The organism is Arthrobacter sp. MAHUQ-56 (genome assembly GCF_019710585.1).
Lineage (GTDB): Bacteria > Actinomycetota > Actinomycetes > Actinomycetales > Micrococcaceae > Arthrobacter.
In genome coordinates, this window is record NZ_JAIFZQ010000020.1 from 285,734 (window position 1) to 299,592 (window position 13,859).

Annotated in this window: 10 protein-coding genes; 3 read left to right on the forward strand and 7 right to left on the reverse strand. The window is 61.6% G+C overall.

Annotated elements, in window-relative coordinates; translation table 11 throughout:
* Window positions 1-93: 93 nt before the first annotated feature.
* The 3 genes from K4G53_RS13705 to galU all read left to right on the forward strand — a co-directional run bounded on the left by K4G53_RS13705 (window position 94) and on the right by galU (window position 5,642).
* Window positions 94-1,812 (forward strand): L-lactate permease, encoded by a 1,719-nt coding sequence (locus K4G53_RS13705; RefSeq protein ID WP_221386239.1) that lies wholly within the window; start codon window positions 94-96, stop codon window positions 1,810-1,812.
* Window positions 1,812-4,655 (forward strand): FAD-binding and (Fe-S)-binding domain-containing protein, encoded by a 2,844-nt coding sequence (locus K4G53_RS13710; protein ID WP_221386240.1) that lies wholly within the window; start codon window positions 1,812-1,814, stop codon window positions 4,653-4,655. The genes K4G53_RS13705 and K4G53_RS13710 overlap by 1 nt, the downstream gene beginning before the upstream one ends.
* A 96-nt stretch (window positions 4,656-4,751) precedes the next feature.
* Window positions 4,752-5,642: a UTP--glucose-1-phosphate uridylyltransferase GalU gene (gene galU / locus K4G53_RS13715; protein WP_221386241.1), complete on the forward strand. Its 891-nt coding sequence runs from the start codon at window positions 4,752-4,754 to the stop codon at window positions 5,640-5,642.
* On the opposite strand, the gene K4G53_RS13720 is transcribed toward galU, so the two are convergent.
* The 7 genes from K4G53_RS13720 to gmd all read right to left on the reverse strand — a co-directional run bounded on the left by K4G53_RS13720 (window position 5,639) and on the right by gmd (window position 13,836).
* Entirely contained in the window at window positions 5,639-6,106 is a 468-nt protein-coding gene (locus K4G53_RS13720; protein ID WP_221386242.1) for a VanZ family protein, read from the reverse strand. The two genes, galU and K4G53_RS13720, sit on opposite strands and share 4 nt — an antisense overlap.
* Before the next feature lie 245 nt (window positions 6,107-6,351).
* Window positions 6,352-6,942, reverse strand: a complete 591-nt coding sequence (locus tag K4G53_RS13725; protein WP_221386243.1) for an LPXTG cell wall anchor domain-containing protein — start codon at window positions 6,940-6,942, stop codon at window positions 6,352-6,354.
* Between the two features lie 170 nt (window positions 6,943-7,112).
* Window positions 7,113-8,837, reverse strand: a complete 1,725-nt coding sequence (locus K4G53_RS13730) for a DUF4012 domain-containing protein (protein ID WP_308287886.1) — start codon at window positions 8,835-8,837, stop codon at window positions 7,113-7,115.
* Between the two features lie 154 nt (window positions 8,838-8,991).
* Window positions 8,992-10,305, reverse strand: a complete 1,314-nt coding sequence (locus K4G53_RS13735; protein WP_221386244.1) for a UDP-glucose/GDP-mannose dehydrogenase family protein — start codon at window positions 10,303-10,305, stop codon at window positions 8,992-8,994.
* A gap of 41 nt (window positions 10,306-10,346) precedes the next feature.
* Window positions 10,347-11,783 carry a sugar transferase gene (locus tag K4G53_RS13740; protein WP_221386922.1) on the reverse strand — a complete coding sequence of 479 codons (1,437 nt, stop codon included), beginning with the start codon at window positions 11,781-11,783 and terminating at the stop codon, window positions 10,347-10,349.
* A gap of 50 nt (window positions 11,784-11,833) precedes the next feature.
* Window positions 11,834-12,808 carry a GDP-L-fucose synthase gene (locus K4G53_RS13745; protein ID WP_221386245.1) on the reverse strand — a complete coding sequence of 325 codons (975 nt, stop codon included), beginning with the start codon at window positions 12,806-12,808 and terminating at the stop codon, window positions 11,834-11,836.
* Complete coding sequence (gmd, locus tag K4G53_RS13750; RefSeq protein WP_221386246.1) at window positions 12,808-13,836, reverse strand: GDP-mannose 4,6-dehydratase; 1,029 nt, start codon at window positions 13,834-13,836, stop codon at window positions 12,808-12,810. The genes K4G53_RS13745 and gmd overlap by 1 nt, the downstream gene beginning before the upstream one ends.
* Window positions 13,837-13,859: the final 23 nt, after the last annotated feature.

The following is a 13,859-nucleotide window of genomic DNA, read 5'->3' on the forward strand; positions in this document are numbered from 1 at the left end:
ACAAGTATTCACGTCGCTTGACCTACATGTGTACTTGTTAGACAATCGATGAGTCGTCACGCCGGTGTGGCGCTGCTCACCATCTGGAGTCCCATGTTTCAGCAGATCCTCGACCCCATCGCCGGGTCCCTCCTGCTTTCCGCCCTGTGCGCGGCCCTTCCCCTGGCCCTGTTGTTCGTCCTGCTGGGCGTCTTCCGGGTCAAGGCCGCCAAAGCTGCCATCGCCAGCCTGGTCCTGTCCTTCGTCCTGGCCGTCGCAGGCTGGCGGATGCCCCTGGACCAGGCCCTCAGCGCCACCGCGGCAGGCATCTTCTACGGCCTGTTCCCCATCCTGTGGATCCTCGTCAACGCGCTCTGGATCTACAAGCTCACCGTGGCCACGCCGTGGTTCGATGCCTTGGGCCGGACCATCCGCTCCATCTCCAACGACCTCCGGGTCCTGTCGATCCTGATCGCCTTCTGCTTCGGCGCGCTCCTCGAATCGCTCGCCGGTTTCGGCGCCCCGGTGGCCATCTCGGCGGCCATGCTGATGGCCGCGGGCATGAAACCGCTCAAGTCCGCCGTCGTCTCGCTGCTCGCCAACACCGCGCCGGTGGCCTTCGGTGCCATGGCCGCGCCCATCATCGCCCTGAACGGCGTCACCGGCCTGCCGCTGCACGACCTGTCCTCGATGGCCGGCCGCCAGACCCCCTTCATCGCCCTCATCGTGCCGCTGCTGCTCGTCTTCATCGTGGACGGCAGGCGCGGCCTGAAGCAGACCTGGCCCGTCGCGCTGGTGGCAGGCGCAGCATTCGCCGCCGCACAGTTCGTCACCTCCAACTTCCTGGCCGTGGAACTGACCGACGTGGTGGCCGCGGTGGTCACCGTGGCGGCGGTGCTGCTGATGCTGAAGGTTTGGCAGCCCAAGGAGTCGGTGCGCGTGGAAGGATCGGTCCAGGAGATGTCCGTTCCGGCCATGGCCGGCGGGAAGAGTGCGGGCGGCAACGGCACGCAGGAAAGCACGACGGCGGGAGGCCGGCAGGGGAGCGTTCCGGACCGTTCCGGAGTCCCCACGGACAATACCCGCCCGGCACCCCGCGAGGTGTGGCTCGCCGTCGCGCCCTACCTGATCATCATCGCCGTGTTTTCCATCGCCCAGATCCCGTTCATCAAAGCCTGGCTGGGGCAGGTGGGCACGGTGACGTTCGCCTGGCCCGGCCTGCACATCGAGGACTCGGCCGGCAAGGCGGTGGCGGCCACCAAGTTCAAGCTGGACCACCTGAAGTCCACCGGGACGCTGCTTCTGTTCTCCGGCCTGCTTACCATGGCGCTGTACAGGATCTCTGCCGGCAAGGGGCTGCGCATCTACTGGGAGACCGTGAAGCAGCTGCGCTGGACTATCGTCACGGTCACCGCCGTCCTGGCCCTGTCCTTCGTCATGAACCTGTCCGGGCAGACCACCACGCTGGGATTCGCGCTTGCCTCGGCCGGCGGCTTCTTCGCTTTCCTTTCGCCGCTGATCGGCTGGATCGGCGTGGCGCTCACCGGCTCGGATACCTCGTCCAACTCGCTCTTCGGGCAGATGCAGGCCACCGCCGCCGCGCAGACCGGACTCTCGCCGGTGCTGATGGCCGCCTCCAACTCCTCCGCCGGCGTGATGGGCAAGATGCTCTCGCTGCAGAACCTTGCCGTCGCCTCGGCAGCGGTGGGGCTGGAAGGCTCGGAAGGAACGCTATTCCGCAAGCTGGTCGGCTGGAGCCTGGGCCTGCTGGCCCTCATCACGGTGCTGATCGTCCTGCAGTCCACCCCGGTCCTCGGCTGGATGGTGCCCTGATGCAGAACCTCGAACAATTCCGGCAGGCCGTGGCCGATCCGGCGCAGGTGAAGACCCGCGCCATCGACCTGCACGCCAACGCCCACGACGCCTCGCACTTCCTGCTCATCCCGCAGGCCGTTGTCATGGCCAAGGACGCCGCGGAGGTCGGCGCCCTGCTCCGGGCCAGTGCGGCGCAGGGCGTCCCGCTCACCCTCCGCTCCGGCGGCACCAGCCTCAGCGGGCAGGCGGTCACGGACGGTGTGCTGGTGGACGTGCGGCGCAACTTCCGGGACGTTGAAGTGCTCGACGGCGGCGCGCGGGTCCGCGTGCAGCCGGGGGTTACCGTGCGGGCGCTGAACGCGCGGCTTGCACCCTACGGGCGCAAGTTCGGGCCGGACCCGGCCAGCGAGGCCGCGTGCACCATCGGCGGCGTGGTGGCGAACAACTCCTCCGGCATGAACTGCGGCACGGTGGACAACGCGTACCGCACCCTGGAGTCCCTCACCGTGGTGCTGCCGTCCGGCACGGTCATCGACACCGGGGCCCCGGACGCGGACACCCGGCTGCGGACGCTGGAACCGGAGCTCTACAAAGGCCTGGTACAGCTCGCGGCACGGGTGCGCGGCAACAGCGATTCCGTGAACCGCATACGGCAGCAGTTCAGCATGAAGAACACCATGGGCTACGGCCTGAACTCCCTGCTGGACTACGACCGCCCGGTGGACATGCTGGCGCACCTGATCGTGGGCAGCGAAGGAACCCTGGGCTTCGTGGCGGAGGCGGTGTTCCGGACAATTCCCCGCCTCCCGCATGCCGCCACCGGCCTCCTCGTCTTCCCGGACCTGCAGGCCGCCAACGCGGCCCTGCCGGCGCTGGTGGACACCGGCGCCGCCACGGTGGAACTCCTGGACGCGCTCTCGCTCAAGGTGGGCCAGACGCTGAAGGGGACTCCCGCCGTCGTACGAGACCTGGCGGTGCGCGAGCACGCGGCGCTGCTGGTGGAATACTCTGCCGGGCAGCAGGACGAGGTTGTGGCGCTGCGGGAGGTGGGCGAACGCGCCCTCGCCGGCCTGGCGCTGGCTGCCCCGGCGCAGTTCACCGCTGATGCGTCCGCCCGGGCGCAGCTGTGGCACCTGCGCAAGGGCCTGTACGCCTCGGTGGCCGGTGCCCGGCCGCAGGGGACCACCGCGCTGCTGGAGGACATTGTGGTGCCGGTCCCGGTGCTGGGTCGCACGTGCCGTGAACTGGTGCGGCTGTTCGACAAGTACCGGTACGAAAACAGCGTGATCTTCGGGCACGCAAAGGACGGCAACGTCCACTTCATGCTCACGGACGGTTTTGCCACGGCGGAGGAACTGGACAGGTACAGCGCGTTCACCGAGGACATGGTGGACCTGGTCCTGGGGGAGGGCGGCTCGCTGAAGGCGGAGCACGGCACCGGCCGGGTGATGGCGCCGTATGTGCGGCGGCAGTACGGGGACGAGCTGTACGGCGTGATGCGCCGGATCAAGGAGCTGTTCGATCCCGCCGGCATGCTCAACCCGGGCGTGCTCATGGACGACGATCCCCAGGCGCACCTGCGGCATATCAAGACCGCGCCGCCGGTGGCCGAGGAAGTGGACCGCTGCGTCTCCTGCGGGTACTGCGAGCCGGTGTGCCCCAGCAAGGACCTCACCCTGACGCCGCGCCAGCGCATCGTCACCCTCCGCGCCATCGAGGCCGCACGGCTGGCCGGCGACACCGCGCTGGTGAAGGAACTGGAAAAGGACTACGACTACGAGTCGGTGCAGACCTGCGCCGTGGACGGGATGTGCCAGACGGCCTGCCCCGTGGACATCAACACCGGGCTGCTGGTCAAGCGGATCCGGCGTTCCGACGCCGGTCCGGTGGCCAACGGCGCCTGGAACGCCGCGGCCAAGCACTGGGACGGCGTGACCCGCGGGGCCTCGCTGGCCCTGACCGTGGTGAACAAACTGCCGGCCCCGGCCGTGGTGGCGCCCAACAAGGCAGCGCGGGCGGTGCTGGGCACGGACACGGTGCCGCTGTACTCGTCGGAGCTGCCCGGCGGCGGTTCCGCACGGAAGCGTCCGACGCCGGACCGGGCACCGGACGCCGTCTACTTCCCCGCGTGCGTGGGGACGATGTTCGGGCCGGCTGGGTCGGGTACGTCACCTGGCGAATCCCCTTCTGGGCCCGCTGCGGGCCGTGGCGTCCAGTACAGCTTCGAGCAGCTCTGTGAACGGGCGGGGATCACGCTGCTGGTGCCGGAAGGTATTGATTCGTTGTGCTGCGGGACGCCGTGGTCCTCCAAGGGCATGGCGGCCGGCCAGGCAACCATGAAGGAGAAGACCCTGGCGGCGCTGCGGGAGGCAACCCGGGACGGCGAGCTGGCCATCATCTGCGATGCGTCGTCCTGCACCGAGGGCCTCCGGCAGGTGGTGGAGTCCGATGACCTGGGGGTGGGCCAGCGGCCGCTGCGGATGGTGGATGCCGTGGACTTCGCCGCCGAGCACATCCTGCCCAGGCTGCCGGAGCACGCAAAGCTTAAGTCGCTGGCCCTGCACCCCACCTGCTCCTCCACACGGATGGGGATCAACGGTGCCCTGGAATCGGTGGCCCAGGCCGTGGCGGAGAAGGTGGAGGTGCCGGTGAACTGGGGCTGCTGCGCGTTCGCGGGGGACCGCGGCATGCTCCACCCCGAGCTCACGGAGTCCGCCACCCGGAAGCAGGCCGCGGAAGTGGGGCAGCTGGACGCGTCCGTGCACGCCTCCTGCAACCGCACCTGCGAGCTCGGCATGACCCGCGCCACGGGCCAGGACTACCGGCACGTCCTGGAACTGCTGGAGGAAGTTACGCGGTAGGGGAGTGGTGGCGGGACAGCCACCGGGAGTCGTTCAGCCTTGTCCGGCTCCAGATCCGATTGCCGGTTAGCCCACCAAATTTGTTAAGGTTCAGCTATGACTACGGGGAAAACTATCACCAAAGCCGTCATTCCTGCTGCCGGATTGGGGACACGTTTCCTGCCCGCCACCAAGGCAATGCCGAAGGAAATGTTGCCGGTGGTCGACCGTCCGGCCATCCAGTACGTCGTCGAGGAGGCGGTGGACGCCGGCCTCACGGACCTGCTGATGATCACGGGCCGCAACAAGCGCGCCCTTGAGGACCACTTTGACCGCGAGCCGGGCCTGGAAAGCGCCCTGGAGGCCAAGGGGGACAAGGACAAGCTGGGCATGGTGGAGCACGCCTCCCACCTGGGGCCCATCCACTACGTCCGGCAGGGTGAGGCCAAGGGGCTGGGGCACGCGGTGCTCTGCGCCCAACAGCACGTGGGGGACGAACCGTTCGCGGTGCTTTTGGGTGACGACCTCATTGACGAGGCTGAGGACCTGCTGAGCACCATGATGGAGGTGCAGCAGAAGACCGGTGGTTCGGTGATCGCGCTGATCGAAGTTGATCCGTCGCAGATCAGCGCCTACGGCTGCGCTGACATCACGGCTGTAGAAGGCGAGGACTACGTCCGCGTCAACAGCCTGGTGGAGAAGCCCGCCGTCGGTGAGGCACCGTCCAACCTGGCTGTGATCGGCCGCTACGTGCTGCACCACTCCGTGTTCGGCGTCCTGGAGAACACCGAACCCGGCCGCGGAAACGAGATCCAGCTGACCGATGCCCTGCAGACCCTGGCCGCCGGCGAAGGCGAAGGCTCCGGCGTGTACGGCGTGGTCTTCAAGGGGCGCCGCTACGACACCGGCGACAAGCTGAGCTACCTCAAGGCCGTCATCACCCTGGCGTCCGAGCGCGTGGAATTCGGCGAGGACCTGAAGACCTGGATGAAGAGCTTCGTGGGCTAATCCCGGGTTCTATTGCTTGGGGAGGTCCGTTGCCGGAAGGCAGCGGGCCTCTCTTTTTTGACAGAATAGGCGACCAGCAGCGCCCCGATGACGGCTCCTGACGTATTTGTCACAATGTCTGACGGGCTTGCAATGCGGTCGTGGAGAAACAGGAACTGCCCCAGTTCGATGCAACCCGAGACCAGGAGCCCCAATGCTCCGATTTGCCACCAAGTTTTTTTGGGAAATGCGAGTGCACTAACAATTCCCAGGGGGATAAAAAGTGCGACGTTGGCGGATGCTTCCACGAATTTGTAATTGACCCAGTTGGGAATGCCATGGCTGTGGAGAAACTCCAGGATGCTTGCGAGTTGCCCTGCGACAGGCTGGTCCACCGGGCTGGGCCAGAATGCGATCAATGCGAGGGGAACCATCATGGCAGCGAGGACGAGGCGCCACAGCCGCTGCTCGTAAAGGATGCTCAAAAGGGCCTCAAGACGTCCGCAGGAGGGCGAACGCTGCGGTCCCCAAGGCTACGGCGGCCAGGAGGATGAGGAAGGCATAATGCAACACCTGCGGGCGGGGGAGTGGGATTGATAGGTCGTACTCCCGTGGTGCTCTGCGCCAATGTCTCCCCATAGATCAAATAGATACCACACAAAGCAAAAGGTGGGTGCTCCTCCGTTTCCGGAGGAGCACCCACCTTCATTGGTGCTAGAAAGCGTTGCCCTTAGGCGGCAGCCTCGGCCTTGGCGCGGCGGCGGACCACCACTACCGAGGTTGCACCGGCGGCGAGTGCGCCAGCGCCAACCAAGGTCCAAAGGACCAGGCCGGAGTCGGCACCGGTGTTTGCCAGGCCACCGGTGTTGGCCAGTGGAGCTCCACCTGCGTTGCCGCCGGTGTTGGCCAGTGCAGTTCCGACCCTCACGATCACCGGACCAACAGTAATGCCGGACGTATTGCCGGTGGCGGTGATGGAGTACGTCCCGGGTTCGTTGATAGCGAGCGGGACCGAGATCTTGCCCTGGGCATCAGCCTGCGCGGTCAGGGTCTGCGGAGCCTGGAATACGGGGATCTTGGCCGAAACGGCTGCACCGCCGGTATTCGCGCCACCAGTGGTGACCAAGGTGATGGTGATGGTCACGGTCTCACCGGGAAGGAAGCCCTGCGCGGTAAAGATGAAGGTCTCACCCGGCGCGACAGTACCGTCCGAAACGCCGGCTGCCGGTGGAAGCGCCGGGTAGGTTGCGGCCATGGCGGGTGCCGAGCCTATAAGTGCGATAGAGCCTGCAAGAGCGAGTGCAGCGAAAGTCTTCTTCATGTGTCCCCCCGGAGACGTTTAAGTTTTTTACCCGATTTTGGGGAAGGTCCCCTCTGCACGAGACCGTGTGCAGAACTACGGATAGATATCCCAAAAGAGACGGTACCATCTGCTCTTCAGTGCGGGCAATCTCAGTCCAGTCGGTTTACATAGTATTTACCCACTTGTCACTAGCCAGCGTCGCAGGATGGGCTTTCTGTCGGAAGAAGAACGTCCTTTACATGCTGGACAGTCGGCGTGACAACGAGGTTAGGTTCTGTATGCTGAACTATTTTCCCAAAGGTGAAGTCGACTGTTTTACTTTCGCCCGGGCCAAGTTGCTGGGCCACGACAGCCACCGGCCTGTTCGCGTGGATGTAAGGGGCGAACGGGATCTTCTGGCCGCCGCTCATTGCTGATTCCACATTCGCCTGCACAGGCCCGTAGGCGATGATGTTGGTTTGCACCGCTCCGGGCGCTACTCCGAAAGCGCCTCCGCCGGTGACGTAGGCTGGCAGGGAGGTGGCGGCGTTGGCAGGTGCATTGTTTGTGCTTGTAACCCGAACCCTGGTTTGTTCATAGCCGTCAGCCGGGCACTCTTTGATCAACTGGACCGTGCGCTTGACGTAGTAGTCCATCTTGGCGCCGGTGCCGTCGTTGAAATATACGCCAAACTGTGCGGGGTTGACGCTCGGTCCGGAAATGGATCCGCTGAGGGAGTATTTGTTCAGGACTGACTGCTGAGCAGAGTCAGCAGACCAAACTAGAACACGTCCTTCCTCCGCCCCTTGAGTGATTCCGGCGATGAGACCCTTTGCCTCTCCCTTAACGGTGGAAAGCGCGGAAAATACTTCCTTAGCAACTCCTGCAAAATACATATCCTGCAGTTTGGGCTCTGGAATTTTTGCATAGACGTCGGAGAGTAAGGTAGTCACAACGTTGCTGCCCGTGAGTTGAGTCGGCAGACCGGCTGCTTGGACGGCAGCTAGCTCGGGGCCACTGATCGTAACTGGCCCCGTGGTCTGGAGGATATAACTCAGTACGACAGGGTCAATCGACAGGACTCCGTCAACCCGTTGTCCGGTCTTTCTCTCCCACATCGCTTGGGCGGTGGCGGCAGCGGTGGGGAAATCCGGCGTGAGATTCACATCCTGCATGTACTTGCCTAGCCGGGTTGTATATATCTGTTGCTGTTGCTGATCGACTGGCACGTTGGGGGACATACTGCCAAGATTGCTGGCACTGGTCTGCGTCCCAAGGGAAAGTCTTCCACGGTCCAACGTTAGAACTGCCAGCGCTCCCGGTATGCCGCCCGAGGCTCGCGCCTCCGCATTATTCTGAATCATGAGCAGGTAATTCTTTGGGCCATCCGCGCCGAGCATTGCAGGCGCAATATATGCTGCGTCCGCCGCCGAATTGAGTGCGCTCGTCGCTTGGTTCAGCTCTTGTGTCGCATCATGCAGAGGGCCAGCCACTTCCGGCAGGAGCCGGTCGGTCTCTATTCCCTGTAAACGTTCGGCGGAAGCCCGTACGCTGTAAGCGGCCGAGGCGACACTTGGAGCCGCAGCCTTGAGGGGGTCCAAGTTGCTTCCCGAGCCGCTGGGCATAAGCGCGTCCCAGTTGAGAGACCCGTACACACTGACCAGTGGACTAAGTCCGAGACTGGCGACGTCGTCAGCTGATCTTGATACTTCGGAAACTGCGCTGACGTTTGGCCCCATCAGAGGCAAGCCAGATGTAAGTGTCCATAGGGGGTCCTCGGAGGCCTGTCGGGCCGCCGAAGTATGAGTGCGAAGTTTTGCGACAGTCTCCTTGGCGGATTCTGCATCGGAGGCCATGATGTCTTGTTTGAGCTGAGGAATCAGGCTTGCGGCTGCCTCCAAGTCGTTCTTGATTGCATAGGCCTTCAACCCCACCCAGACTGCTCCGCCCCCGAACAGTAAGACCAGGACAACTACTGAAAGGCCGATTCTCAGGAGCCTTCTTGGCCGCTTTCGCGCCGTGCGCCGAGTCGCCGCCATATTTTGTTGCCCCGACACCTGTGTATTTAGCGGATTCGCAGTGTCCATATCAAGGACGCCCTAGCCCGCGGTAGGTCCATCCAGCAGCACGCCACTTACTGGCATCTAGGGAATTCCTGCCATCGAGAATCTTGGGCGAGGAGACAAGGGCTGCGGCCTCGTAGGGGTCCAAATCGCGATACTGCCGCCACTCGGTCAAAAGGAGGAGGGCGTCAGCTCGCTGGAGGGCGGCCTCGGTGGAGGCTTCGTAATGTAACTCGGGGAAGCGCCGAGCTGCGTTGTGAAGTGCCTCCGGGTCTGTCACGGTCACTACTGCTCCCTGAAGCTGCAACTGTGCTGCGATGCTCAGTGCTGGCGAATCCCGCACATCGTCGCTTTCAGGTTTGAAGGCAGCCCCCAGTACAGTAATCCGCTGCCCCAAGAGTGAACCGCCGCAAAGTTCTCGGGCAAGCTCTACCACACGCGTCCTGCGGCGCATGTTGATGGCGTCCACTTCGCGAAGAAATGTCAAGGCTTGGTCTGCCCCAAGCTCTCCCGCCCGCGCCATAAAGGCTCTGATGTCTTTCGGAAGGCAGCCACCGCCGAAACCTATTCCTGCGTTGAGGAACTTACGGCCGATCCTGTCGTCGAGGCCGATGGCGTCAGCCAGTAACGTCACGTCGGCGCCGGCCGCATCGCATAGTTCGGCCATGGCGTTGATGAAGGAAATCTTAGTGGCGAGGAATGAGTTTGCTGCTGTCTTGACCAATTCAGCTGTGGGCAGATCCGCAACGAGGCGAGGTGTGCCAGACGCCAGGGGAGCCGCATAAACCTGATCCAGGACTCGAACGGCGTCGTGCTCCTCTGAACCCCTATCAATGCCATATACCAGCCTGTCCGGGCGAAGGGTGTCTGCGACTGCATGACCCTCTCGAAGAAACTCTGGGTTCCACACCAAGTGGGCCTCAGGCTGGGCTTCATTAATCATTCCGGCCAGTCGCGCTGCAGTTCCAACCGGAACGGTCGACTTACCAACCACTACATCTCCGGGTGAGAGGTACGGGAGGAGCCCAATCGTAGCGGCATCGACGAAGGTCAAATCAGCCGCATTCTCTCCCTTCTTCTGCGGAGTTCCAACACAGATGAAGTGGACGGAGCTTCCTCTCGCTGCGGCCATGTCAGTGGAAAAAGAAAGCCTTCCCGTTTGCTGGACTTCTCCAAGTAAGTCTTCTAAGCCAGGCTCGAAGAACGGCGCATGCGCGGCAGATAGGTCTGCGATTTTTCGCTCATCAACATCGATGCCGACAACTTCGTGCCCTAGCTTTGCCATGCATGCAGCGTGGACCGCACCAAGGTAGCCGCAACCTATAACCGTTATTCGCATTTATATTTCCTTACCGAGGTGGTGACGTGCTCGCCAGATAATTAGTAAGCCCCGGCGCTCTGGAAAACGGCGCGGAAGGTCTTCATGAGGATAAGTAGGTCACCGGCCATCGACCAGTTCTCAACGTAATACAAGTCCAGACGCACGGAGTCCTGCCAAGAAAGATTAGAACGGCCGCTGACCTGCCAAAGGCCGGTCAGGCCAGGTTTAACCAGGAGCCTTCGCCTAACGTCTTGCTCGTAAGCTTCTACCTCAGAAGGCAAGGGCGGCCGGGGACCAACAAGACTCATTGATCCCGCAAAGACATTGAAGAGTTGGGGGAGCTCATCAAGACTGAACTTGCGGAGCACGCGCCCGATGGATGTGACTCTGGGATCAGTCTTCATCTTGAAAAGCAGCCCACTTGCGTCATTGCTCACTCTTAGTGAGTCAAGTCTCTCCTCCGCATCGACTACCATCGAGCGGAATTTAAACATCTGGAATTGAGCGCCCTCGATACCGACGCGACGTTGCCTGAACAAGATTGGACCCCCATCCTGCGCCTTGATCAAAATCGCCACTATTGCCATTACAGGCAAGCTCACCAGGATAAGCAAAGCGGAGACCACTACGTCAAAGAGGCGCTTTGCCACGCGTTGACCGCCTTCGAGAGTGGGGGTGGTGACGTGGATCAGTGGCAGGCCCGCAACCTGCTGGGTATGAATGCGTGGCCCAGCGATGTCTGTAAGTGCGGGAGCCATAATCAGTCCAATGTTCCGTGACGCTAATTCCCAACCGAGGTGTCGCAGCGTTTGCGGGTGTAGTTGGACCCCGGCGGAAACAGCCACCGCGTCAGCCCTGCAAGCTCGGATTGCTGCCACTATCGACTCGGCGTCAGGAGAATTCCCAACTACTGGAAGTCCTGACTCCGGTTCGACGGACGGAACCACGGAAGTGTTTGGCGTGTAGACCGCAACGGGCAGGTATCCAGCGTGCTTTGCCGTTCTAAGAGAACGGGCCAAGTGTGCAACTGCGCTTGGGCCTCCCACCAACAGCAAACGGGACATGCTCTGTCCCATCTGTCGGTTCACATTTAGATGTTGGCGGATTAGCCAGCGTGCAAGTAGGAGCCCGAACAGCCCCGCAGGCAGTGCAACCCCCACATAGCCCCGGGCAGTGTCAAAACGCAGCACGTACGACACGATGGCAACTAGGCCAAACAGCCACAATGATGCAGCAGCCACTCTCTTGTACTCGTCTGGACCAGCACCGAGGATACGGCTTTGCCGGCTATTCCAAGCTCCGAGCATGATCCACCAAATCACGGCCAGTGCAATGGAAAGCCATAGGTAAATAGACTCCTGCCCTGCAATTACGAAGTCCGATGTCCAACCGAAGCGGATGACGTAGGCACCCACAACTGCCCAGACGATTACGAAAGCGTCGATAATCCGCAGCTGACGGCTGCATTTGGACCGCCAGTCGCGCACCTCTTTCACAAAAACTCCCCCAAGAATTGAGCTTCCGGTCACCAACTTACTTTGAAGAGCTAGCTGCGAATGCTCTCGATGTTGCCGCGATACCACTCCACCGTGGTACGGATACCCTCTTCAAGGCTTATTGACGACTTCCATCCGGCCTCAGCTAGCTTTGAGACATCCAGAAGCTTTCGCGGCGTCCCGTCAGGCTTGGACGCATCCCATTCGATGTCTCCCCTATAGCCGACGGCAGCCGCCACAATAGACGCTAGTTCTTTGATGGAGACATCAGATCCCGTACCTACGTTTACCTGGGAAGCGCCATCGTAATTTTCGAGAAGATGGAGACAAGCATCTGCCATGTCGTCCACGTGCAGGAACTCGCGCATAGGGGATCCAGTACCCCAGTTCGTAACGGTCGTTTCGCCTGACTTTGCCGCCTCATCGTAGCGGCGGATGAGCGCAGGCAGTACATGGGACCCTTGCGGTGAAAAATTGTCGCCTGGTCCGTATAGGTTGGTCGGCATCGCAGAGATCCAAGGCAGCCCGTACTGTCGGCGTACGGCCTGAACCTGCATGATTCCAGTGATCTTGGCTATGGCATAGGCGTCGTTCGTCGGTTCCAGATGCCCAGTGAGCAAGGAGTCTTCCCTGATTGGCTGCTCAGCAAATTTTGGATAGATGCATGAGGAACCGAGGAAGAGTAGACGTTGGACTCCATACTGCCGTGCAGCATCAAGGACATTTACTTGAATGCGAAGATTCTCGCTCAAGAAATCTACTGGGTAGGTGTTATTGGCAAGAATGCCCCCCACCTTTGCCGCTGCAAGGATTACATAGCGAGGCTTCGTTTGCTCGAAGAAGTCGAACACCGCCTCCCGGTCCTTGAGGTCTAACTCTGAGGAGGTGCGGCCAAGAAGGCTCGTGAACCCTTCACCGTCCAACTTTCGCCAAATAGCTGATCCGACAAGCCCCCGGTGTCCGGCAACGTAAAACGGGGCGCTCCTGTCGAGGCTGGAGGGCTCGAACCTGACGTCGTCGGACACTAGTTCTTCCAACTTTCAAGATTGACGGTGTCAATCCAGTGGTTACCAGCGTGCTTCAAAGCTTCAATGTCGGCGTCGACCATAATGCGAGCCAATTCTGGCGTGTGGACAGATGCCTTCCAACCAAGTTTGTCCTGAGCCTTTGCCGCGTCGCCCACAAGAGCGTCCACTTCTGTGGGGCGTAGATAGCGCTCGTCGAATCGGACGTGGTCCTCCCAATTCAGTCCTGCATGCTCAAAGGCGATCTGCAGGAAGTCACGCACGGTGTAGTTACCGCCAGTAGCCAGCACGAAGTCGTCCGGCTCGTCGGCTTGCAGCATCCGCCACATGCCCTCCACGTACTCAGCTGCATAGCCCCAGTCGCGAACGGCATCCAGGTTGCCCATATAAAGTAGATCTTGCTTTCCTGCTTTGATCGCTGCTACGGCGCGGGTGATCTTTCGGGTTACGAAAGTTTCACCGCGGCGGGGGGATTCGTGGTTAAACAGAATGCCGTTCACTGCGAACATGCCATACGCCTCACGATAGTTTTTCGTGATCCAGTAGCTGTATACCTTGGCCGCTCCGTAGGGAGAACGGGGGTAAAAAGGTGTCTCCTCATTCTGCGGTGGAGGAGTGGCACCGAACATCTCTGATGAGGACGCCTGGTAAAACCTGGTGTCAATACCAGACATCCGCACAGCCTCGAGAAGTCGAATCGTTCCGATCCCCGTGGTGTCACCGGTGTGTTCTGGTTCGTCAAACGAAACGCGCACGTGCGATTGGGCAGCCAAGTTGTAGACTTCGTGTGGACGGATGTCGGCCAGAAGAGTCACCAATCTTGCCCCATCACTAAGATCACCATAGTGCAGGAAGAGCTTCGCCTCGGGATCGTGCGGGTCAACATACAAATGATCCACCCTGCCGGTATTAAAAGTCGACGCACGGCGGATAAGTCCGTGTACCTCGTAACCCTTGCGAAGCAGGAGTTCGGCCAAGTATGAGCCATCTTGACCTGTGATACCCGTGATTAACGCGCGCTTGGTCATGCTATCCCCCATGATGTTGTTGT

Excerpts from the sequence above, each read along its gene's own strand:
- K4G53_RS13705 (WP_221386239.1), top strand. The coding sequence starts at position 94 with ATGTTTCAGCAGATCCTCGACCCCATCGCCGGGTCCCTCCTGCTTTCC.
- K4G53_RS13710 (WP_221386240.1), top strand. The coding sequence starts at position 1,812 with ATGCAGAACCTCGAACAATTCCGGCAGGCCGTGGCCGATCCGGCGCAG.
- galU (WP_221386241.1), top strand. The coding sequence starts at position 4,752 with ATGACTACGGGGAAAACTATCACCAAAGCCGTCATTCCTGCTGCCGGA.
- K4G53_RS13725 (WP_221386243.1), bottom strand. The coding sequence starts at position 6,942 with ATGAAGAAGACTTTCGCTGCACTCGCTCTTGCAGGCTCTATCGCACTT.
- K4G53_RS13735 (WP_221386244.1), bottom strand. The coding sequence starts at position 10,305 with ATGCGAATAACGGTTATAGGTTGCGGCTACCTTGGTGCGGTCCACGCT.
- gmd (WP_221386246.1), bottom strand. The coding sequence starts at position 13,836 with ATGACCAAGCGCGCGTTAATCACGGGTATCACAGGTCAAGATGGCTCA.